Annotated in this window: 18 protein-coding genes, 1 tRNA gene and 1 pseudogene; 11 read left to right on the top strand and 9 right to left on the bottom strand. The window is 69.4% G+C overall.

What is annotated here, in order from left to right; all coding sequences use genetic code 11:
• Positions 1-50 precede the first annotated feature (50 nt).
• A complete protein-coding gene (locus tag M8445_RS06950) occupies positions 51-1349 on the bottom strand; it encodes an ABC transporter substrate-binding protein (RefSeq protein WP_273990618.1) in 1299 nt (432 codons plus the stop codon).
• A gap of 128 nt (positions 1350-1477) precedes the next feature.
• On the opposite strand from M8445_RS06950, the gene M8445_RS06945 reads away from it, so the two are divergent.
• Positions 1478-2326 carry an NAD(P)H-binding protein gene (locus M8445_RS06945; protein WP_273990616.1) on the top strand — a complete coding sequence of 283 codons (849 nt, stop codon included), beginning with the start codon at positions 1478-1480 and terminating at the stop codon, positions 2324-2326.
• A gap of 70 nt (positions 2327-2396) precedes the next feature.
• Here the strand turns inward: M8445_RS06945 and M8445_RS06940 are convergent, their stop codons facing one another.
• The gene (locus M8445_RS06940; RefSeq protein WP_273990615.1) at positions 2397-3077 is read right to left on the bottom strand and encodes a glycerophosphodiester phosphodiesterase; all 681 of its coding nucleotides are present in this window, start codon (positions 3075-3077) and stop codon (positions 2397-2399) included.
• Positions 3078-3191: 114 nt separating this feature from the next.
• Between M8445_RS06940 and M8445_RS06935 the strand changes: the two genes are divergently transcribed.
• Positions 3192-4037 carry a MerR family transcriptional regulator gene (locus M8445_RS06935; RefSeq protein ID WP_273990613.1) on the top strand — a complete coding sequence of 282 codons (846 nt, stop codon included), beginning with the start codon at positions 3192-3194 and terminating at the stop codon, positions 4035-4037.
• A gap of 55 nt (positions 4038-4092) precedes the next feature.
• Here M8445_RS06935 and M8445_RS06930 read toward each other — a convergent pair whose 3' ends face one another.
• From M8445_RS06930 to M8445_RS06910, 5 genes are all read right to left on the bottom strand, one after another.
• On the bottom strand, positions 4093-4677 hold the full coding sequence (locus tag M8445_RS06930) for a DUF4384 domain-containing protein (protein ID WP_273990612.1): 585 nt from the start codon (positions 4675-4677) through the stop codon (positions 4093-4095).
• Positions 4678-4921: 244 nt separating this feature from the next.
• A tRNA-Gln gene (locus tag M8445_RS06925) sits at positions 4922-4995 on the bottom strand.
• 87 nt (positions 4996-5082) lie between these two features.
• Positions 5083-7788: a DEAD/DEAH box helicase gene (locus tag M8445_RS06920; RefSeq protein ID WP_273990611.1), complete on the bottom strand. Its 2706-nt coding sequence runs from the start codon at positions 7786-7788 to the stop codon at positions 5083-5085.
• Positions 7789-7867: 79 nt separating this feature from the next.
• On the bottom strand, positions 7868-8257 hold the full coding sequence (locus M8445_RS06915; RefSeq protein ID WP_273990610.1) for an Imm10 family immunity protein: 390 nt from the start codon (positions 8255-8257) through the stop codon (positions 7868-7870).
• 9 nt (positions 8258-8266) lie between these two features.
• The gene (locus tag M8445_RS06910) at positions 8267-9334 is read right to left on the bottom strand and encodes a bifunctional nicotinamide-nucleotide adenylyltransferase/Nudix hydroxylase (protein WP_273990609.1); all 1068 of its coding nucleotides are present in this window, start codon (positions 9332-9334) and stop codon (positions 8267-8269) included.
• A 149-nt stretch (positions 9335-9483) separates the two neighbouring features.
• On the opposite strand from M8445_RS06910, the gene M8445_RS06905 reads away from it, so the two are divergent.
• The 8 genes and pseudogenes from M8445_RS06905 (at position 9484) to M8445_RS06870 (ending at position 17839) form a co-directional block, all read left to right on the top strand.
• Positions 9484-9981: a YbjN domain-containing protein gene (locus M8445_RS06905; protein ID WP_273990607.1), complete on the top strand. Its 498-nt coding sequence runs from the start codon at positions 9484-9486 to the stop codon at positions 9979-9981.
• 200 nt (positions 9982-10181) lie between these two features.
• The gene (locus tag M8445_RS06900; protein WP_273990606.1) at positions 10182-11087 is read left to right on the top strand and encodes a DUF1206 domain-containing protein; all 906 of its coding nucleotides are present in this window, start codon (positions 10182-10184) and stop codon (positions 11085-11087) included.
• 50 nt (positions 11088-11137) lie between these two features.
• Positions 11138-11572, top strand: coding sequence for a methylglyoxal synthase (locus M8445_RS06895; protein WP_273990605.1), 435 nt, complete (start codon positions 11138-11140; stop codon positions 11570-11572).
• A gap of 228 nt (positions 11573-11800) precedes the next feature.
• Entirely contained in the window at positions 11801-13534 is a 1734-nt protein-coding gene (locus M8445_RS06890) for an HD domain-containing phosphohydrolase (RefSeq protein WP_273990603.1), read from the top strand.
• A gap of 81 nt (positions 13535-13615) precedes the next feature.
• Positions 13616-14679 (top strand): annotated as a pseudogene (locus tag M8445_RS06885) (PP2C family protein-serine/threonine phosphatase).
• A 56-nt stretch (positions 14680-14735) separates the two neighbouring features.
• Entirely contained in the window at positions 14736-15113 is a 378-nt protein-coding gene (locus M8445_RS06880) for a RidA family protein (RefSeq protein ID WP_273990602.1), read from the top strand.
• 112 nt (positions 15114-15225) lie between these two features.
• On the top strand, positions 15226-16095 hold the full coding sequence (locus M8445_RS06875) for a PSP1 domain-containing protein (protein ID WP_273990855.1): 870 nt from the start codon (positions 15226-15228) through the stop codon (positions 16093-16095).
• 25 nt (positions 16096-16120) lie between these two features.
• Complete coding sequence (locus tag M8445_RS06870; RefSeq protein WP_273990601.1) at positions 16121-17839, top strand: M3 family oligoendopeptidase; 1719 nt, start codon at positions 16121-16123, stop codon at positions 17837-17839.
• A gap of 93 nt (positions 17840-17932) precedes the next feature.
• Here the strand turns inward: M8445_RS06870 and M8445_RS06865 are convergent, their stop codons facing one another.
• Both M8445_RS06865 and M8445_RS06860 read right to left on the bottom strand, forming a co-directional pair.
• A complete protein-coding gene (locus tag M8445_RS06865; RefSeq protein WP_273990600.1) occupies positions 17933-19030 on the bottom strand; it encodes a DUF4384 domain-containing protein in 1098 nt (365 codons plus the stop codon).
• A 123-nt stretch (positions 19031-19153) separates the two neighbouring features.
• Positions 19154-19708 (bottom strand): endonuclease dU, encoded by a 555-nt coding sequence (locus M8445_RS06860; RefSeq protein WP_273990597.1) that lies wholly within the window; start codon positions 19706-19708, stop codon positions 19154-19156.
• A 98-nt stretch (positions 19709-19806) separates the two neighbouring features.
• Between M8445_RS06860 and M8445_RS06855 the strand changes: the two genes are divergently transcribed.
• On the top strand, positions 19807-20862 hold the full coding sequence (locus M8445_RS06855) for a GNAT family N-acetyltransferase (RefSeq protein ID WP_273990596.1): 1056 nt from the start codon (positions 19807-19809) through the stop codon (positions 20860-20862).
• Positions 20863-21095: the final 233 nt, after the last annotated feature.

The raw sequence follows: 21095 nt of genomic DNA, 5'->3' as shown, positions 1-21095 counted from the left end.
GCGTCCACTCGGATTGAACGGCTTTGCAAGCCATTCAATCGGAGTCCGTATTACTTGAAGTTCGCGTTGTACTCGGCCAGGGCGGCGTCGGCGCGGGCCTTGGTTTCCTTCAGCGCGGCGTCCACGTTCTGCCCGCCCAGGACTTTCTGCACGCCTTCTTCCATGATCTTGCGGGTCTGGATGGCCGCGCCGTTCAGGCCACCGGCGGTGGCGGCGCTGGGCACGGTGCGGGTCAGCTGGTTGAACGCCACGAGTTGCAGGGGCGTCTGCGTGAACCAGCCCTGCTTGCGCAGCAGCTCGATGCTGCTCTGACGCACGGGGTAGTACCCGGTCAGTTTGTGCCACTCGGCCATGTTCTGCGTGTTCGTCATGTACAGCGCGAAGTCCAGCGCGCCTTCCGCCTGGGGTTTGCTGATTCCCTTGCTGATCCACAGGCTGGCCCCGCCGATCACCACGCCGTTGCGTTTGCTGCCGTCCGCGATGGGCAGAACGCCCACGCCAACGCTGAAGCCGGCTTTCTTCGCGGCGTCGCGGATGTTGCCGATGTCGGCGGTGGACGTGATGTGGAACACGGACTTCTGGTTCGTGAAGATGGCGTCGCTGCCGTCCCAGTCTTCCAGTTTGCCGGTGTAGGTGTAGTACTTGCGGTCCTGCATGGTCTTGAAGAACGTGAAGATGTTCTTCGCGGCTTTACTGTCGAGGTTCGTGGCGGTCGCGCGGCCCTGGCGGCCGTTGCCGTTGTTCAGGAGCGGCGCGCCCTGCTGCGCCATCCACTGCTCGATGAACCAGCCGTTCAGGCTCATGCCGAAGCAGGTGGTGTCCAGGTTGGCCGCCTCGATCTTCTGGCAGGCCTTGATCAGTCCGCCGTACGTGGTGGGCGGCTGCTTGGGGTTCAGGCCCGCTTTCTTCATCAGGTCCTGGTTGAAGTACAGGACCGGGCTGCTGGAGTTGAACGGCAGGCTGTTCACCTTCCCGCCGATGGTGTAGTAGTTGATGACGGGCTTGATGTAATCGCTGAAATCGACGTTCTTGACACTGCTGACCGGCTGGAACGCGCCGCTGTCCAGCGCCAGCTGACTGCCGACCTCGAAGATCTGCACGAGTGCCGGGGCCTTACCCTGCCGCGCGGCGAGGATGGTCGCCTGCAGGCTGTCGTTGTAGCTGCCCTTGTAACTGGGGACGACCTTCACGCCGCTGTGCGTCTTGTTGTACTCGTCCGCGCGGGCCTGAATCCAGCCGCTGCGTTTGGCGTCCCCGAAGGAATGCCAGAATTCCACGGTGGTCTGCGCGGAAGCCAGAGAAGCGTTCGTCAAGCCCAGCAGGGCTGCCGTCAGCAGTATTCGGTTCATGAGAATTAAAGTAGGCTCCTCGCATCAGGGCGCTGTCAAGCAATTGTGAGCCGCAGAACCCCCAGAGCGTTCCTTCACACTGGCACCCGGACTCCAGGTTGACAGTCCCCGGCACCTACAGTCAGGTCATGATTCTCGTCACTGCCGCCACTGGAAACGTCGGGCGCGAACTCGTGCCCCAGCTTCTGAGCGCCGGACAGCAGGTCCGCGCAGGCACCCGCCACCCACAGGGGGCGTCGTTCCCGCCCGGCGCGCACGCCGTGCACTTCGACTTCGGTGACGAGGCCAGCGTCCGCGAGGCCGCCACTGGCGCGCAGGGCGTGTACCTGATTGTCCCGGAAACCGTGGACACAGAGACCCTGGCCCGCGCCCTGAGTGTCATGAAGGAAGCGGGCGTGGAGCGCGTCGTCCTGCAATCCGGGTTCGGTGCCGAGCAGGGCGACAACCCGCTGGGCGAGGCCGAGGACGCCGTGCGCGCCAGCGGCCTGAACTGGACGGTCCTGCGCCCCAACTGGTTCATGCAGAACTACAACCAGATGTTCCGGCGCGGCGTCCGCGACCGCCACGAGTTCGCGGAACCCGCCGGGGATCACCGGACCAGCTTCATCGACACGCGCGACATCGCCGCCGCCGCCGTGATCGTCCTCACCCAGCCCGGCCACGACGCCCGCGAGTACGACCTGACCGGCCCGCACTCCACCGACCGGCACGCCGTTGCCGCCGCCCTGAGCAGCGCCCTGGGCCACACCATCACGTACCGTCCCGTCGACGACGACGGCTTCGTGGACTTCCTGGTCTCCACCGGCGAGAGCGACGAGGAGGAAGCGCGCGGCATCGCCTCCATCTACCCGCCCATCCGCGCGGACGACACGGCCCCCACCACCACGGACCTGCACACCCTGACCGGCAGCACCGGCCACACCATCGAGGACTTCGCGCAGCACTACCAGCAGGACTGGCTGATGGCTGATGGCTGATGGTCAACAGCGTGTGCGCGGTGCCCCCGGACATGTCAAGGCTACCAACAACCCTCTTCCACTCCCCTCTTCAGCGGGCGGTGAGCAGCACGTCCGGCAGGTCGCCGATCAGGGTGTCCACGCCCAGCGCCTTCAGGCGGGCCACCTGCGCGGCGTCATTCACGGTCCAGGTGTTCACGCGCCAGCCGTGGGCGCGGGCCTGAGCCATCAGGGCGTCATCGATCAGCGGATGCATGGGGTGCAGCGCGGCCCCCTGCACGCGCCGCATCACCAGCGGCACGAGGTCCAGCGCGCCTACCCGGTACGCCCGGTGAAACAGGAAGCCGCGCTCAATCTCCGGCGCGTGATGCCGGGCCGCGTCCAGCACCAGCGGACTGAACGAACTGACGATCACCCGCCGCGACAGGCCGTGCGCGCGAATGGCGTCCAGCGTGCGGTGCACCCGGTCATCCGGGCGGGCACCCTCGAACTTGATCTCCACGTTCACGAACGCCCCCGTGTCTGCCGCCCAGGCCAGTGCGGCGTCCAGCGTCGGCACGTGCGCGGGCAGATCGGCGGCGCTCATCTCGGGCAGCGACCCGCCCCCCTTCAGGGCCGGATCGTGATGAATGACCAGCGTGCCGTCCATCAGGCGGCGCACATCCAGTTCCACGCCGTCCAGCCCGGCGTCCATCGCCGCCTGAAACCCCACCAGGGTGTTCTCGGTATGCAGTCGGGGCGTGCCACGGTGACCCAGCAGAAGCGGCTTCATACCCCGCAGGCTACCCGCTCAGCGTCAGGGGCGCCTCTCCCCTTGACCTTTCCCCAGGGGCAGGGCTCAAGCTGGACTCACCTCCGGAGGCCCGCCCATGACCGAACTGCCCTTATGACTGACCTGCCCTCACCCCCCACGTCCCTCATGACCATCGGTGCGTTCGCGCAGGCGACCCGCCTGAGTTCCAAGGCCCTGCGGCTGTACGACGACCTGGGCCTCCTGCCGCCCACGCACGTGGACGCTCACACCGGGTACCGCTACTACGCGCCCGCGCAACTGGACGCGGCCCGGCTGATCGGCCTGCTGCGGCAACTGAACATGCCCCTGAGCGCCATCCGCACCGTGCTGCAGGCGGCCCCCAGCGAACGACCGGCCCTGATCCGCCGGTACTGGGCCAGTGCCGAGCAGCAGCACCGCGCCCACCGCGCCCTCGCCGACTACGTCCTGAACACCCTCGAAGGAGACACCATGACCCAGACGTTCACCGTGCACACCCGCGACCTGCCCACCCGACTGATCGCCACCATCCAGCGGCGCGTCTACCAGCCGGACCTGGACGGATTCCTGCCGCCCAGCATCAAGCGTCTGATCGAGTTCATTCCCGCGCAGGGCGCCGCGATTGCCGGACCGCCCTTCGTGATCTACCACGGCGCGGTGACCGCCGACAGCGACGGTCCCGTCGAAGTCTGCGTGCCCTACACCGGCACCCTGACGCCCACGGCCGGGATCACGCTGCGGGAGGAGGAGGCGCATCACGAGGCGTACGTGACGGTCACGAAACGTCAGTTCGAGTTCCCCGCCATCCTGGAAGCCTTCGACGTGACTGCCGCGTACGCCGGCGCGCACGGCACTTGCAGCGACCTGATCTGCCGGGAGGTCTACCCCTACGACTGGGATCAGGCCGACCCGGATGCGCCCGCCGCCGAGGTCGCGTGGCCTTACTGGCCCAACAGCTGACCGCCCAGAAATCGCCGCCCCCGGATCACTCGGGGGCGGCGCGGTTGGTGCGGGGTTAGCGGCCGACGGTGTAGCGGACGGTGTCGCTGGTCCAGTTCTGCTGCGGCACGGGCTGCGCGATGGGGTTCACGACGATGCTCAGGGCCTGCGCGAAGCCGGGGGTGGTGGTGGGTTTCACGGTGGCGAACGCCTCGCCGCTGCGGTAGGAGCTGAGCTGGCTGAGGTTCAGTTCGGTGCGGCTGGCGATGACCAGGACCTTGTTCAGGCCGCGCGGACCGCTGACGTTGAACACGAAGTTGTCGCCCTGGGCGGGGAAGGTGCGGGTCTGTCCGGCGCGGACGTAGTGGGTGCCGCTGAGGTGGTTGGGGAGGATCTGGTCGGTGGTGCCGTCCGGATTGACGTTGAACAGGTACACGTACGCGTCCTCGTTGACGGTGGCGGCGATGCGGATCTCGTCGCCGACGCGGTAGGTGGGCGTACCGTTGCCGCCGGGGTCCCGGTCCACCCACACGCGGACGCTGAGGTCGGTAGGGACGGGGTTGACGATGATGCTCTGCGCGCTGAGTTTGGGGGCGGCGGAGGCGGGCGTGCCCAGGGTGACGGTGGAGAGGACGGCGAGGATCAGGGCAGCTTTGTTCATGGGGGTCTCCGGGGCCGCTCTGTCCTGGGCGCGGCCGGGATGGCCTGCGCTGGTGGGGTCTGGAAGCGGCTTTTCTTCTCCTCAAGCGTAGGCGCCGGTACCTGACGGGCGGTGAAGGGGGGCTGACTGAACATGAGCCGCGTCACGTTTGGCCTCATGATGATCTGGTCAGAAAAGGGGCGCCGCTTGATCTGGGGGCATGCAGAAGCGGCTCCCCGATGGTGGTCGGAGAGCCGCTATGTTCTGGCAGGGATACTAGGATTCGAACCTAGACAAGCAGATCCAAAATCTGCTGTGCTGCCATTACACCATATCCCTAGGGTGTGCCCGGAGCGCCTTTTCAGGCGGGCATGAGTATACCGGGGGCAGCCGGGCAGGGTCAAGACGGCGCGGGCGGGGGCGCGCTCAGCGGGCGGGCGTGGGGACGGCCTCGATGACGGTCAGCCCGGCGAACTTGAGAAGCAGGCGTTTCTGGCCCACGCCGGGGAAGTACACGAGGACCTCGCGGCGTTCGCCCTGGTGGAAACCCTGCATGAACACGCCATCGCCGAATTTCGCGTGTCTCAGGCGCAGCGGCTGGGTTGTACTGACAGCGCGTTGCAGTTCGCGGCTGGGAATGCCCAGGCGGGCGCTGACTTCCGGGAGGCTCAGGCCGTGCAGGTCCAGCAACTCGCGGGCCTGAAGGGGCCAGCCGACGGGCGGGGCGGGCGGCGCGTCAGGCAGGGGCGGCGAGGTGGGCAGCAGAGTGGAGGCCAGTGCGGTGTGACCAGTGCTGGTGTGGTCGGGCCGCAGGTGCGCGGGAACGGGCTGGTGCAGCTGCTCGTCGGTGACGCCCAGCACCGCCTGGAGGAACGCGCGGGTGGCGTGCTTGTCGGTGGGGCGGCGTTCCCCGCTGGGCAGGGTGGGCGAGTAGCAGCGGCTCACGGCGATGCACTCGAAGCAGCCGTGCGGGTTCTGGCAGCAGGTCTTGGCGGTCAGGTCCAGCGCGCGACGCAGCAGGTCGTCCATGTGCAGCGAGGCGCGGCGTGACACGCCCAGGCCGCCCAGCCAGTCGTCGTACAGGAAGAAGTACGTGTCGCGGCCCTCGCGGAACGCGCCGGACAGGTCGTTCTCGTCGCAGGCGACCCGCTCGGGCGTGACCTTCTGGAGCAGGTGTTTCAGGGTGTGCGCCACAGCGGTGGGGTAGTCGGTGGCGCGGGCGTCCACGCCGACCTCCAGGGCACTGGTGCGGAACGGGGGGAGTTCGGTGGGCGTGTCGTACAGGTGCTCGGAGAGCTTGTGGTCCTGCATGCGGTCCTGGATGCGGCCGCCGCATTTCACGCAGCTGCGTTCGGCGGGGCCGGGTTCGCGGTCGCAGCCCACGCAGACGCGCTCGAACACCTGCCGGAGCATCTGGTAGCCGGTGTAGCGGCGGCGGATGACGACCTCGCCGTGCCGGTACGCCAGCGGACCGCGCTGCACCCACCGGCCCATCTCGCGGGGCGTGACCTCGATGGTGTACAGGCCGCGCGTGAACAGGTTGGCGGTGTCGTGCCGCTCGACCAGGATGACGGTCCCGCCCTCGTGTTTCTCCCAGCGCAGCACCTTGTACCCCTGGCCGTCCAGGGTGAACACGGCGCCCTCGTGCTTCTCGGTCAGGGCGTAGTGCTGGCTGGGGCTCTCCAGCGGGTTGTCCAGCGCGTTCACTCCCAGCCGCTCCCAGTCGGCGGCCTCGACCACCACGTACTTCAGGCTGCCCTCGCCGCGCAGGTTCCAGTAGCGGGGCGCATTGAGAGCGGCCGCGTGCGGTTCCGGCAGGCCCGCCGCGTAGAATTCCTCGTTCGCGCGCGCCTGATGCCGGGGCGACAGGTACGGGTTGTTCGCCTCCACGACCGCCTTCTCGATCGGGCCGGTCAGCAGGTCCAGAAAATTCCCGGCGTTGCTGTAAAACGCGTCGGCGGGCTGCGGGACGCCCTGCTCGTTCAGGGACGGCAGGTACAGCACCAGTCCCGGCGCGATCCGCCCGGCGCGGCCCGCCATCTGCCGGAACGCCATGCGCGAGCCCGGATACCCGTCGATGATCACGACCTCCAGGTCCCCGATGTCCACCCCGGCTTCCAGGGCGTTCGTGGCGAACATCACGCCGCTGCGCGTGCGGCGGAACTCGGACAGGCGGCCCTCGCGGTCACTGGTGCCCGCCATGTACAGGTGCGCGCGGCCCGCGTACCCCGACTGCGCCCGGTACGTGGAGTACAGCCGCGCCGCCCGCGACCGCCCCCGGAAGAACGCCAGGACCTTCAGGTCGTACCGGGCGCTGGCGTCCATCACCGCGTTCCAGAAGCGCCGGGGCTGCCCCCTGTGGTCCGCGAGGTAGTAGCGTTTCCCGTGCCGCTGCGCGCCGGATTCGCTGACCTCGGTGGCGTCCACGCCCGTCAGTTCCCGCGCGAACTCCGCCGGGTTCCCGATGGTCGCCGTACTCAGGATCACCTGCGGGTTGGCCCCCAGCGCCCGCGCCAGCGCCAGCAAACGGCGCAACATGCCCGCCACCTCGCTGCCGAAGCCGCCCCGGTACGTGTGCGCCTCGTCCAGCACCAGAAACGACAGGTTCCGCAGGAAGTCCCGCACACCCGGCTGCACCAGCGACCAGTGCAGTTTGTCCGGCGTGGCCGTCACCATCCGCACGCCCGGCCGGAACACGGCCGACCCCTGCGCCGACCCCTGAAACGACGCCACCTCCCACCCAAACCCGCCCCGCTCGCGGAACTCCAGCAGCTTGTCCCGCTGATCCTGCCCCAGCGCCACCAGCGGGTACACGAACAGCGCCGTCGCCTCCGCATCCCGCTCCAGGCGGTCGAACACACCCGGAAAGAACGCCCCGGTCTTCCCGCTCGCCGTGGGCGTCGTGATGATCACGTTCTCGCCCGAGCGCATCAGCTCGAACGTGCGCGCCTGATGCGCGAACACCGTCGGAAAGCCGAAACCGCGTGCCACCGCGTCACTCCAGCCCAGCTCCGAGACGCCTACCGTCCGCGCCGGAACCGGCTCCTCCTCATGCAGGCGCGTCGCCCCGCCGCCCAGCGTGTCCCGCAGGAACCCCTCCAGGCGGGCGTAAGGAGAACGGGCAGGCAACACCCGCACAGTCTAGGCGCGCCCGGCGCACCCGCACGGAAGTTCCGTCACGGTCGGGCAAGGTATGGGAGGTAGGGATAGTTCAGCCGAGGCGGATGTCGGGCGTCTCCCGCGCCTGCGAGAGGACGCGTATCAATCCATTCTGAATGTCCTGCCACTGATCCATCACAGCCGTCACGTCAACGGTGATCCCGGTAATCCCCAGCTCCTGTTGAGCGTCTTCTGCAAGCGTGAGTGTCAGCACCCTCTGGATCAGAGACACGGCCAGAATCCCCCCGTAGGTGCAGGCTCTGCCTCCCAGCACGAGACAGTAGGTGTCCATCCCCAGCTCCTCGTCCTGTCCATCGTCGAACAGACTGATCTGGAAGGCGACGCTGCTGTCTTCCCGGTCTGGTCCCTCGTCGAACATGACCATGAAGACCTCAAGCTCATCGAAGTCACCGACATAACAACGGGCAGCGCGCAGATTCATGGTGACACCTTACCCGCGCATGACGAAGTGTTCGATGATGGCGTGGTGGTCCTCGAAGAACAGTTCGGGGCGGGCGAGGACGTCGCTGATGGGCATCCAGAGGGCTTCGCTGGCGTCGCTGCCGCCGCTGAGGCGTGGGAGTTGCCCGATGCCGAGATCGAAGTGGTAGGCGTGAGTGACGGTGCGGCCGCGCAGGCTGCGGTCGGGGTAGTCGAAGACAGCCTGTGAGCGCAGGGCGGCGGCGAGGTCGATGCTGGGGTTCAGGCCGGTTTCCTCGTGCGTTTCGCGGATGGCGCAGGCGAGGAGGGTTTCGTGCTGTTCGAGGAACCCGCCGGGCATGGCGAGGCGGCCCCGGCCGGGCAGTCCGGCGCGGCGGACGATCAGGACGTGGCCGCTGCGGGTGATGACGGCGTCGGTGGTGACGAAGATGGGTGGGTGGGGCGCGTCTTTCCAGGCGGCGCGGTAGGCGCGCAGGTGGTCGTACTCGGCTTTCAGTTCGGCGTAGTCGGGGCCGTGCCGGAAGGTGTCCAGGAAGGCGTTCACGGCGGGTGGGACCATCTGGGCGGCGTCACCGTGGCGGCCTTCGAAGTAGGCGCGGCGGACGTCGGTGGCGCTGAGGTCGCTGACGACGTGGGTGGGGATGAATTCCCAGGCGGGGAAGGAGCGGAGGTAGTAGCTGCTCTCGTCCTTGATGTGGCCGATGAGGGCGACGTCGGTGCTGCCGCGCGTGTGGGCGTGCACGCCGGCCTGGACTTCGCTGAGCCAGAGGGTTTCGTTGTAGTAGTAGTCGCGCACATGCACGAACAGCAGGCGGGTGCGGGGAATGCCGGCTTCCTGGAGCATGGCGGTGATGAGGTCCTGGCGTTCGTCGGCGGTGAAGGGGTTCTTGGTGTTGCGGGCGGCGCGGGCGCTGCCGATCACGATGATGAGTTTCTGGACGCTGTGCAGGGCCTCGAGCATGACGTGCAGGTGGGCGGTGTGGGGGGGTTCGAAGCGGCCGATGTACACGCCGAAGGTGCGTTTGCGGCGGGCGGGGGGGGGGGGGGGGGGGGGGGGGGGGGGGGGGGGGACGCTCATCGGTCATGATCCTCACGATGTCACCGCCACAGCGTGAGTTGAGTGAGAACTGGGTGGAGCGGGCCGGTCATTCTGGTGGGCGGGACACGGGCCGATACACCCGGTGCAGGTGAGTGCACGTCCCCCGGGCTGGCGTCGTACTGTGAAGCATGAACAAAAATCTGGTGTCTGCTGCGCTGCTCGTCCTCACCCTGTCCACCCCGGCCCTGGCGGGCGGCGCGGGCGCTCCCGTGACCGGCGCGAACGCGCAGGTGGTGGCCTCGACCCCCGCCGCGCTGATGGCCGCCCTGAAGGAAGCCGGGTACCGCGTCACCATGGACCCGGTCAGCCCGGACAGTGACCCCAGCATGACCGTCATGGCCGGCGAGTACGAGGTCAGCGTGTGGCTTAGCAGCTGCTCGGCCGGCAAGTGCAGCCGCGTGACGGCCAGCACCTACTGGGATTACAGCGACAGCGAGGAAGACCTGGACACCGAACTGACGAACGACTGGAACAGCAACTACTACACGCAGTCGTACGTGTACGAGGGCGCGTACTACCTGGATTCCACCATGCCCATCGCGGGCGGGTACACCAAGGCGACCCTGAAGGCCTGGATGACCGACTACCTGAGCGACGTGAAGGACTTCGAGGTCGAACTGCCCTGAGCTGAGCTGAATCCAGGGTCACAGGGCTGTCAGGGTCACAGGGCGGCGCGCGTCGGTACGGGATTCCGTGCTGGCCGCGCCGCCCTTCCCTCTCCCACCGCCCCGCCCACGTTGCATGAAGAAAAGGCGGATGTCAGCTCAAGGCCTCCCGGTACCGTTCAGGTCCGCGCAGAGAGGGTGTCGTTCACACTGCGGGTCTGATGGCAGACCTGAAGAACGTGAACAGCCGCGTGAGTCGTGGGGCCGAGCAGGTGAAGGCCGGATTGCAGGACACCCGCGAGGCAGCCGGGAACGCCGCGCAGCAGGCCGCGCCGGGCCTGGAGACGCTGGCGCGCGTCGGGTACGCCAGCAAGGGCGTCGTGTACTTCACGGTGGGGTTCCTGGCCCTGAGCGTGGCGCTGGGGCGCGGAGGCCGTACCACGGACACGCGCGGCGCCCTGCTGAAATTGCAGGACCTGCCGGGCGGGTCGGCGCTGCTGGCCGTGGTGGCGGTCGGGCTGGTCGGGTACGCGCTGTGGCAACTGATCCGCGCCGTGCTGGACCCCGAGCGGCAGGGCACGGCGGCCAAGGGGATCGCCAAGAGGCTGGGGTACCTGCTGAGCGGCGGCGTAAACCTGACGCTGGCGGTGTTCACGGCCCGGCTGGCCGCGTCGGGCAGCGCCCCGCAGGGCGGGGACAGTCAGGCGCAGGCGGCCGGGACGGTCCTGAACCTGCCGGGCGGTCAGCTGCTGCTGGGACTGGTGGGGCTGGGGCTGCTGGCCCTGGCAGGCAGTCAGCTGTTCACGGCGTACGGCGCAAAATTCATGAAGCGCATGAACTTCGCGGGCGTGAACGGCCGCGTGAAGGACCTCCTCGTGAAGACCGGACAGCTGGGCATCGGGTCGCGCGGGGTGCTGATGCTGATCATCGGCGGCTTTGCGCTGGTCGCCGCCTGGAACCGCAAGGCCAGTGAAACGGTGGGCATCTCGCAGGCACTGACGTGGCTGAACTCCCAGCCGTCGGGGAATCTGCTGCTGGGGCTCGTGGCAGTCGGGACACTGTGTTACGGCGTGTGGTGCGTGGTGCAGGCCCGGTACCGCCGCATCCGCATTCAGGACGCTGCGTAGGCCGGTAAGCGCGCCGCGCGTGAAAGGCCGAGCGTGAAAGAATGTCGGGCATGACCGCAGCAGATTCCGCCGCGCCCACGCAGCCTGATAACCGGCGGCAGGTGGCGCTGATCGCGCACGACAAGAAGAAGCTGGAGCTGGCCCTGTTCGCCCTGAGTCACCGGGAGACCCTGAAGCACTTTCATCTGGTGGCGACCGGCACGACCGGCGGCATCCTGGCCAAGCAGACGGGCCTGGAGGTCGAGCGGGTGCTGTCCGGACCGCTGGGCGGCGATCAGCAGATCGGGGCGCGACTGGCCGAGGAGCGGGTGCTGGCCGTGTTCTTCTTCCGGGACCCGCTGACCGCGCAGCCGCACGAACCGGACGTATCGGCGCTGGTGCGCCTGTGCGACGTGCACGACATTCCACTGGCGACCAACCCGGCCAGCGCCGAGGCCCTGATGCTGTGGCTGCGCGAGCAGATCCGTTACCCGTCAGCCAACTGAAGCCGGGTACGCAGACACATCAGGCTGAGGAGCCGGGAAAGTCCACCGTGGCAAGCGGGGTTGCCGCAGGCGGCTTCACGCAGTGGCCCCCCCCACTGGAGGAACCCTGTGGGGCGGTTTCGCGGCCGTGGCCCGGTGCGCTCTGATAGGGACGTTATGACCTTCTGGTTCGCCCAGTCCCGTTTTGGCCTGGATGGCGCGTCCTATCAGCCGCGGCCGGAGTGGAGTGTGGCGCTCCGGGCGGCCTCGCAGGCCGAGGCGGCGGCCAGGGGGGCCGGGGACGACGCGGCGCTGGCGGGGGCGCTGTACGCGCGCGGGCGGGCCCTGAATCGCCTGGGGCAGTCGCAGGAGGCGCTGGGGGCGCTGCTGGAATGCGTGGCGTTCCTGCCGGGCGGGCAGTTGCGGGCGCAGGCGCTGGCGTGGCGTGAGGCGGCGTGCGCGCAGCGGAACCTGGCGTGCGATTCCGAGGCGCTGGAGTACCTGGGGCTGGCGCTGCGGCTGGCGCAGGAAGCCGCCGACCCGGCCCTGGAAGTGGACCTGATCGAGGACCTGGCGCAGGCGCATGCCGGGCAGGAGGACCACGGCGCGGCGTTGCACGCCCTGCACGGCAGCCTGCGGGTGCGGCGCACGCTGCCGGGGCAGCCGGGGCTGGCGCACACGCTGGTGAGGCTGGCGCAGGTGCAGTTGCGGGCCTGTGCGCCGGCGGCTGGCGGGCCGGGCACCGGGGCCGCAGCCTCCACACCGGACGCCTCCCCGGCGGGTGGGGACGGGCCGGACCTGCAAGCGGCGCAGGGAACGCTGCTGGAGGCGCTGCACCTGCTGGACGGGCCCTCCGGTCCCCGGGGCGCGGATGAACCCGATCCGGGCGAGCGGCTGGCGCTGCGCGGTGAGGCGCACTCGGCGCTGGCGCACGTGCACCTGCGGCGCGGCGATCCGGCGGCCGCGCAGGAATCGGCGCTCGCAGCGCTGGCGGCCCTGCGGCAGGCGGGCGCGACCCGGCAGGCCCTTCAGGTGCTGCCGGAGCTGGCGCGGGCGCAGGTGGCGCAGGGCGAGGCGGCGTCGGCACTGGCCGGGCTGCGTGCGGCGCTGACCCTGAACCCCCCGGACCTGCTGCTGGCCGAGCACGCCGCGCTGCATCTAGCAGCCTGCGAGGCCTGCGAGGCGCTGGGGGATCACGCGGGCGCGCTGGGGCACCACCGGGCGTTTCATGCGCTCGATTCGCGCCGCCGGGACCTGCACGCGCACGAGCGGACGCGGGCCACGCAGGCGCGCGTGGGTCTGGACGCCACGCGGGAGGAGGCGCGGCTGCACCGGATGCGCGGCGAGGAGCTGGAGGCGGAGGTGCAGGTCCGCACGGCGCAACTGGCGCGCAGTCAGCGGGCCGTAATCGACCTGCTGGCCAGCTGCGCGGAGTTCCGGGACGAGCCGCTGGGACCGCACACCCGCTGGGTGGGGGACGCCGCGCAGGCCGTGGCGCTGGCGCTGGGCAGCGCGCCCGCCGAGGCTGCGCAACTGGGGCTGGCGGCGCGGCTGCATGACGTGGGCAAGATCGGCATTCCGGATTCGATTCTGCTCAAGCGCGGGCCGCTGCTGCCGGACGAGTGGGCGCACATGGCCGAGCACACCCGGCTGGGCGCGCGGCTGCTGACCCAGCCGGGCGCGGTGGACGGCGGGCCACTGCTGCAACTGGCGGCGCAGATCGCCCTGACGCACCACGAGTGCTGGGACGGCAGCGGGTACCCGGCCGGGCTGATGGGCGAGGCCATTCCGCTGGGGGGCCGGATCGTGCGGGTGGTCGATACCTTTGACGCGCTGGTCAGCGCCCGTCCGTACAAGGACGGCTGGCCCGCCGCCGAGGCCCTGTCCTACCTGAGCGAACACGCCGGGGAACTGTTCGATCCTGTGGTGGTGGGGATTTTCGCGGATCTGCACTCGGCGGGGCGCCTGCCGGAGCGCACCTGACAGGGCGTCTGTGCCGGGTACAGTGGGGCCGGTGTTCGGTTTCGCGCAGGTCAAGCTGACCGCGTGGCTTATATTGAACTCATGCGCGCCACCGCGACGCCCTCTCTGACGTCTGGTCTGCTAACGGATGTGGGCCGTCAGCGCCAGGGTGGCGTCAATCAGGACGCCGCCCTGCGCTGGACCTGCCCCAGGGCGGCCTGTATGCCGTGGCGGACGGCATGGGCGGTCACGCCGCCGGTGAGCTGGCCGCCAACCTCGCGCTGGACGCCCTGAGTCAGCAGTACCTCGATGGGCGCGGCACGCCCCCCGCACGACTGGCCGAGGCGGTGCAGTCCGCGAATGTGGCCGTGCTGCGCCACGCGGTCGGCGAGTACGTTGGGATGGGCACCACGCTGCTGGCCGCGCTGATCGACCGGGGCGCGGCGTTGATCGCGCACGTGGGCGACTCGCGGGCGTACCTGCTGCGCGGCGGCGAACTGCACCGCCTGACCGAGGATCACTCCTGGGTGGCTGAGCAGGTCCGGCTGGGCCACATGACCGAGGCCGAGGCCCGCGACCACCAGTGGCGCAGCGTGGTCAGCAACGCCCTGGGCGGCGAGGAACGCGTGCGGCTGGAGATGTTCGGCCTGCCGCTGCGCAGCGGGGACCGGCTGCTGCTGTGCAGTGACGGCCTGAGCAGCGTCGTGACTGATCAGGAACTGCTGCTGCTGCTCTCGCGCCCGCTGGAACCCGAGGCGACGGCGCGCGTGCTGGTGAACGCCGCGAACGACGGGGGCGGCCCGGACAACATCACGGCGCTGATCATCGACGTTCAGCGCGAGGGCCGCCTGCCCACCTACCAGCTGCCACTGCGCCGCGAGGACGGCCCGGTGTACGTGGACGTGCTGCTCAGCACGCAGCGCGGCAACAGCCTGCTGACCTACCTGCTGCTGATGATCGCGTACTTCACGCTGCTGGGCATCATGCTGGTCCCGGAACGGCGGGCCCTGATCGGCCTGCTCGGCACGGCCGCGCTGGTAGGCCTGCTGGTGTGGCAGCGGGCGCAGGCCACGCAGCGCGCCAGTCACATCCTGAAGCATCCCAGCGCGGCCCTGAATCTGGCGTCCGCGCCCGCCGAGAAGTCCCTCAGCAGCACCCGCCCCTGACCGCTTCCCAGGGACTCCGGACGCAACAGCAAACGGCAGCCGGTATGCTCGGAGGCATGAAAGACATCATCCAGACGCCGGACGCCCCCGCCGCCATCGGCCCGTACAGCCAGGCCGTCACGTTCGGGAACCTGGTGATCACCAGCGGCCAGATTCCCCTGACGCCCGCCGGGGACCTCGTGGACGGCGGCATCACCGAGCAGACCGAGCAGGTCATGGCGAACCTGAAAGCCGTGCTGGCCGCCGCTGGCACCGACCTGGACCGCGTGGTGAAAACCACGGTGTTCCTGGCCGACATGAACGAGTTTGCCGCCATGAACGCCGTGTACGAGGCGCACTTCCGGGCCCCCTACCCCGCGCGCAGCACCGTGCAGGTCGCCCGGTTGCCCCGCGACGTGCGCGTGGAGATCGAGGTGATGGCCGAACTGCACTGACCGGAGCGGCCTGCCGCACCCCGCCAGAACGCTCCGCTCAGAGCCGCACTTCCGGCGGGGTTTGTGCATGGGGTCTCGACGCTGCGGGGCGCGGCGTGACATCCTGCGCGTAATGGTCGTCCTGCCGGTTCGCTTCGAGCGCAGTCCCCGCCTCCACCCGATGCTCAGTGAGGAGCCTCATGCGGTCGGAACGCGGGTCGTGGTGCAGGGAAAACGCGGCCCGGAAATCGCGACGGTCCGCGGCGAACCCGGCGAGCCCCAGCCGCAGGAGCGGTACGGCGCGGTGCTGCACGCCGCCACGCCCGAGGAACTGGCCCGCTGGGAGGCCCTGCACGCGTCCGGTGAGGACCTGAAGTGGCTGCTACGGGCCCGCGCCCGGCAGAAGAACCTGCCGGTGAAGATCGTGGCGGTCGAGTTCACGCTGGACGAGAGTCTCGTGACCGTCAGTTACAGCGCCGAGGAACGCATCGAACTGACCGGCCTGATCGGCGAGGTGCGCTCGCAGACGCGGGCGCGCGTGAACTTCGCGGCGGTCGGGCCGCGCGAGCAGGCGCAGATGATCGGCACGCTCGGCGCCTGCGGGCGCGAGAACTGCTCGTCGAACCACCTGCAGGAGTTCGCGCCGGTCAGTATCCGCATGGCCCGCGACCAGCAGCTCCCGCTGAACCCGGAGAAACTCTCGGGGCCGTGCGGGCGGCTGCTGTGCTGCCTGCAGTTCGAGCACACCCAGTACCTGGACCTGCTGCGCGACCTGCCACGCAAGAACGCCCGCGTGTGCCATGAGGGCAGCGGCGCGTGTGGCAAGGTCACGAAACTGCACCCGCTGAGCGGCACGGTGGACGTGTTCACCGATCAGGGCGTCCTGACGAACGTGCCCGCCACCGAACTGCGCCGCCTGACCGAGGCGGAAATCAAGGCGCTGCCGGACAGCGGGCGCGGCTCACCCCGTCCGGGCAAACCGGCCCGCGGTTCCCAGGGGTAAACGGGCGCGGCGTACACTCAGCGGGATGACCTCCGAACAATCCAACCTGAAGGCCGTGGAGGCCAAACTGGCTGTCCCTGAACAGCATTCGCGCTGGGAGACGTTCCAGGGCCGTTTTCAGGCGCTGCTGGACGCGCCCCTGACCGCCCCGGACGTGCCCGACTGGCTGCAGGGCTGGAACGCCGTGACCGGCGACCTGATGGACGTGGCCGCCAAACTGTCCACGCACGCGGACCTGCACACCGACCAGCCGGACATTCAGGGCCGCTACCAGACGTTCGTGGCGACGGTCCTGCCCGAGGCCGAGCGGGCCGATCAGGCGCTGAAGGAGAAACTGCTGGCCGTGCCGGACTTCGTACCCGCACCCGACTTCGCGCTGAACTTCCGGCGCATGCGGGACGCGGCGGCCCTGTACCGCGAGGCGAACGTGACCCTGAACGTCACGCACGAGGCACAGAAGAACCGCTACTCGGTCGCCACTGGCAACCAGGAGGTCACGCTGGACGGCCAGACGCTGACCATCCCGCAGGCCAAACAGCGCCTGGACAGCCCGGACCGTGTGGCGCGCGAGGCGGCGTGGCGCGCCCTGAGCGAGAGCAACATGGGCGTGGCCGACGAGCTGGACGGCGTGATGCTGGACCTGATCGGCACGCGCTGGCAACTGGCCCGCAACGCCGACCTGCCCACCTACCGTGACTACCAGTGGCGGGCCCTGGACCGCGTGGACTACACGCCCGCCGACTGCGCCGCCTTCCACGAGGCGGTGCGGGACGAGGTCGTGCCGCTGGCCGCGAAGATCGTGCAGGGCATCGCCGCCGGGCTGGGCCTGGAGAGCGTGCGCCCCTGGGATTACAACCGTAACAACCTGCTCGACCCGCAGGGCCGCGCGTCCCTGACGCCCTTCCGTACGGGCGAGGAGCTGGAAACGCTGGCCGAGGCGGCCTTCGAGGGCCTGGACGCCGACCTCGCCGCGCGCTTCCGGCAGATGCGCGGCGGCCTGCTGGACCTGGAATCCCGGCCCGGCAAGATGACGCACGCGTACTGCCAGTACTTCCCGACCCGCAACGAACCGTTCGTGCTGATGAACGTGGTCGGCACCGCCGAGGACGTTCGCGTGCTGTTCCACGAGGTCGGGCACGCCTTCCACGGCTTCTACAGCGGGGACGCGCAACCACTGGTCTGGAACCGCTGGAGTCCCATCGAGTTCGTGGAGATTCCCAGCATGGCCATGGAATTCCTGACCCTGGACCACCTGGGGCACGTGTTCACGCCGGAAGAACTGGGCCGCTACCGCGAGAAGCAGCTTCAGGGTGTCGTGGCGTTCCTGCCGTGGGCGGCGCAGATGGACGCCTTCCAGCACTGGCTGTACGCCGAGGCACCCGAGAACGTGACCATCGCCGATCTGGACGCCAAGTGGCTGGAACTCGACCGCACCTTCCACCCGTTCGTGAACTGGGACGGCCTGGACGAGACGGTGCGCGCCAAGGGCTGGCAGTACTACCACGTGTTCCAGGTGCCCTTCTACTACATCGAGTACGCCATGTGTTACCTCGCGGCGGTCGGCGTGTGGCGCGGCGCGCAGGCAGACCCGGCCGGGTCGCTCGCCCGCTACAAGGCCAGCCTGCGCCTGGGCAGCACCGTCAGCGTGCCGGACCTGTACCGCGCCGCCGGCGTGGACTTCCGCTTCGACCGCGAGCACATCCGGGGCCTGATGGCCTTCATCGAAACGCAACTGCCCGGCTGAGGCGGCAAGACAGCGCCCCGGACCCTGTGAAGGTCCGGGGCGCTGTCTGTTCGGGTTGAATGGCCCCGCAAGGCCGTTCAACCCGGGTCCTGCTCAGTAGCGGTAGGTGGTGGTCTCGCTGACGTTCACGCGCACGGTGCGGTTCGCGCCGCGGTCCACGGTCAGGGTGACGGTGCTGCCGCCCTTGGCGAGCGTACCCACGAAGCCCGTGGTGGTCTGACGGGTCTGCTGCAGGCCGTAGCCCTGGCCCTGAAGGTCGCTGACCTTGCGGTCGTAGGCGCTGCGGGCGGGGTCCTGCATCTGGGTGTTCGTGATGGCGCCCAGCAGCGTGCCGATGAAGTCCAGCACGTTGTTACCGGTGCTGACCGGGGCGGGGGTCGGGGCGGGCGTGAAGGCCTGGGCGAATTCCACGTTCAGGTTGGTGGTGGCGCCGGCGCGGAGGGTGACGGTCGTGGTGTAGTCGCTGTACCCGGGGGCCTGAACGCGGACGGGGTACGTACCGGCACGCAGGTTGCTGTACGTGACGTTCGCGCCGCCCAGTCGCTGGCCGTTCAGGGTGACGGTGGCGCCCGAGACGTTCGTGCCGACGAACAGGCTGCCGGTCGTGACGGGGTTCTGCGCGGCGACGGTGTAGAAGGCCGTGTCACTGACCCAGCTGTTCTGGGGGAGCGGCGTGACGACGATGCTCAGTGCCTGCGCCAGCCCGTCCTGGCCTTTGGCAGTCACGGTGGCGAACTGATCCTGCGCGGTCTTGAAGGAGCTGATCTGATCGAGGTTCAGCGGGGTGAGGCTGGCAAGGGCCAGGACCTTGTTCTGGCCGATGGGGCCGCCCACGGTGTACGTGAAGTTCGCGTCGGCGGCGGGGAAGGTGGTGGTGGTGTTCGCCTTCACGAAGTTCTCGCCGCTCAGGCGGTTGGGGAGGACCTGATCGACGCTGCCGTCGGGGTTGACGTTGAACAGGTACACGTACGCGTCGCGGTTAACGGTAGTACTGATGCTGATCTTCTCGTCCACGCGGTACGCGGGGTTCTGCGCGCCGGTGGTGTCCTTGTTCACGCGGACGCTGACGTTCAGGTCGGGCGTGGTGGGGTTCACGATGATGCTCTGCGCGCTGATCTTCGGCGCGGCGGAGGCGGTGCTGATCTGGGCGACGGTACCGAGGGCGAGCAGGGCGGTCAGGGTGCTTTTCATACGGGCAGTGTGCCGCGCCCGCGTGACGGGCGGCTGATGCCGCCTGACGGAAGCGTTCAGAATTCAGGGGAGTGTAAAGAAGCCGGGGGCCAGCAGGCTGGGGCGCGCGCAGGCTGCGGCGGGTCAGGCGCGCTGACCGGCGCTGTGCCCACGCGTGACGCCGCCCGCGATCAGGTGCGCGGCCCGCAGCGGTTCGGGGACGTTCCCGGTGACCGTGAAGGTCCGCAGCGCCTCCTGCGCCTGCGGGTGCGTGAGGCCCGCGCGCTGCACGAACACCGGCCCGCACGGCTCCATCGGCCCGGCCGCCTCGATCAGCGCCCACTTGCGCTGACCGCCGGGCACGCGCGTCAGCAGGGCCTCGCGGATGCGGGGCAGGTCCGGATCTCGCCGGGCCACAACCAGCACCGGCCGGCCCGTCTGCGCGTGCAGCGCGTGAATATCGACCACGTTGAAGCCCGCCAGCGCGATCCCCTGCAACAGGATCAGCTGAAGGTGATCGGGCGAGACGCCCACCAGCCGGGTCAGTTCGGCAGTGCTGTTGCGCCCGTCGCGCCGCACCCGGCCACTGACCACGCCGTGCAGGGTCGTGCGGGCGTACACGGTCCCGATGACCGGCACATCACCCCGCCAGCCGTGCGCGAACGGAGCGTCGTCGAAACCGATGGCGTGAGCGAACACGCCCCCCAGGGTAACGCGCCTGCCAGCGGCACCCGGCCTACGGCGCGCTGAGCCATCTGGCGCATTCACCGCTGACCCGCCGGGAGGACACTGGGGGTATGACGCCGACCCCGACCACCGCCCAGACGACGGAGCAGCCCTCCCCCGCCCCGCCAGTCACGCCGTCTGGCGTGCAGGCCTTCGATCCGGCGACCGCCACGCCCGCGCAGCGATTGGCGGTCGGGGAGCTCATGGCCGCCAGTTTCGCCGCCGCCTACCCGGAGGATCCGCCCCTGATCCCGGCGCAGGAAGCGCAGGGGCTCTCTCACCAGCTGCCCACCGAGCGCAGCGTGGCCTTCGCCGTGTGGGACGGCACTGCTGCCACCGGGTACGCGCGGCTGGGGTTTGACACCGAGCAGAACACCCACCTGGGCCACGTGCGCGTGACCGTGCACCCGCAGCGCCGCCGCGCCGGAATCGGCCGCGCCCTGTGGAACGAACTACACGCCCCCGCCCTGGCACACGGCCTCACGACCATCACCTTCGGCACGAGCAGCCGCAACCCCGCCGCCGAGGCCTTCGCGCGGAGCCTGGGGGCCACGCCCGCCCTCCCCATGCGCCAGAGCCGCGTGACCCTCACGGACCTCGACCCCGACCTGCTGACCCGCTGGCAGACCCGACCGGACGGCGACCCCTACCGCCTGCACATCTGGACGACCATCCCGGACGCGTACCTGCCGCGCATGGCGGACATGATGATGGTCATGAACACCGCCCCCAGAGGCGAACTGGAACAGGACGACTGGACCATCACACCCGACATGATCCGCTCCTGGGACGCCATGATCCAGGAAGCCGGCGAGACGCGCTACCTGATGGCCACCGAGGACACCCGCAGCGGCCAGATCGACGGGTACAGCGAGGTCTTCTGGCACCCGGACCGCGCCGCGCTGGTGTACCAGGGCGCGACCGCCGTGCGGCCCAGCGCGCGCGGCCAGGGCCTGGGCAAGTGGCTGAAAGCCGCCATGCTGGAGCACACGCAGGCGCACTGTCCCGGCGCGCGGGCTGTGCAGACCCACAACGCGCACGAGAACGCCCCCATGCTGGGCATCAACGTGGCACTGGGGTTCACGCCGTACAGCACCTTCACCGAGTGGCAACTGAAACTCGGGTAACGCGGATTGCGGATTGAGTTTGATGTCGTCTGGTTGCGCCTGGCGGCGGGCCTCCCCACCCCCCAGCCCCCTACCCCAGGGGGGCAGGGGGAGCAGTCGCTGCGCTCGGCAAGAGATTTGACTGATGGTGGCAGGGTTGTGCTGGGCGCTGACGTGTCCGGCCTCGACGCCATCCTGCCGCCCCCGCGCAGGGCCCGCGCGCTGCGCGCACGACGGCCGGAGGTGGCTTGCGG

Origin of the sequence: Deinococcus aquaticus (assembly GCF_028622095.1) — a bacterium.
Lineage (GTDB): Bacteria > Deinococcota > Deinococci > Deinococcales > Deinococcaceae > Deinococcus > Deinococcus aquaticus.
The sequence above is the reverse complement of the archived record's forward strand: the minus strand, read 5'-3'. Positions and strand labels throughout refer to the sequence as shown.

Coding starts and splice junctions, on each gene's coding strand:
- M8445_RS06950 (WP_273990618.1), bottom strand. CDS start 1,349: ATGAACCGAATACTGCTGACGGCAGCCCTGCTGGGCTTGACGAACGCT.
- M8445_RS06945 (WP_273990616.1), top strand. CDS start 1,478: ATGATTCTCGTCACTGCCGCCACTGGAAACGTCGGGCGCGAACTCGTG.
- M8445_RS06940 (WP_273990615.1), bottom strand. CDS start 3,077: ATGAAGCCGCTTCTGCTGGGTCACCGTGGCACGCCCCGACTGCATACC.
- M8445_RS06935 (WP_273990613.1), top strand. CDS start 3,192: ATGACTGACCTGCCCTCACCCCCCACGTCCCTCATGACCATCGGTGCG.
- M8445_RS06930 (WP_273990612.1), bottom strand. CDS start 4,677: ATGAACAAAGCTGCCCTGATCCTCGCCGTCCTCTCCACCGTCACCCTG.
- M8445_RS06915 (WP_273990610.1), bottom strand. CDS start 8,257: ATGAATCTGCGCGCTGCCCGTTGTTATGTCGGTGACTTCGATGAGCTT.
- M8445_RS06910 (WP_273990609.1), bottom strand. CDS start 9,334: ATGAGCGTCCCCCCCCCCCCCCCCCCCCCCCCCCCCCCCCCCCCCGCC.
- M8445_RS06905 (WP_273990607.1), top strand. CDS start 9,484: ATGAACAAAAATCTGGTGTCTGCTGCGCTGCTCGTCCTCACCCTGTCC.
- M8445_RS06900 (WP_273990606.1), top strand. CDS start 10,182: ATGGCAGACCTGAAGAACGTGAACAGCCGCGTGAGTCGTGGGGCCGAG.
- M8445_RS06895 (WP_273990605.1), top strand. CDS start 11,138: ATGACCGCAGCAGATTCCGCCGCGCCCACGCAGCCTGATAACCGGCGG.
- M8445_RS06880 (WP_273990602.1), top strand. CDS start 14,736: ATGAAAGACATCATCCAGACGCCGGACGCCCCCGCCGCCATCGGCCCG.
- M8445_RS06875 (WP_273990855.1), top strand. CDS start 15,226: ATGGTCGTCCTGCCGGTTCGCTTCGAGCGCAGTCCCCGCCTCCACCCG.
- M8445_RS06870 (WP_273990601.1), top strand. CDS start 16,121: ATGACCTCCGAACAATCCAACCTGAAGGCCGTGGAGGCCAAACTGGCT.
- M8445_RS06865 (WP_273990600.1), bottom strand. CDS start 19,030: ATGAAAAGCACCCTGACCGCCCTGCTCGCCCTCGGTACCGTCGCCCAG.
- M8445_RS06855 (WP_273990596.1), top strand. CDS start 19,807: ATGACGCCGACCCCGACCACCGCCCAGACGACGGAGCAGCCCTCCCCC.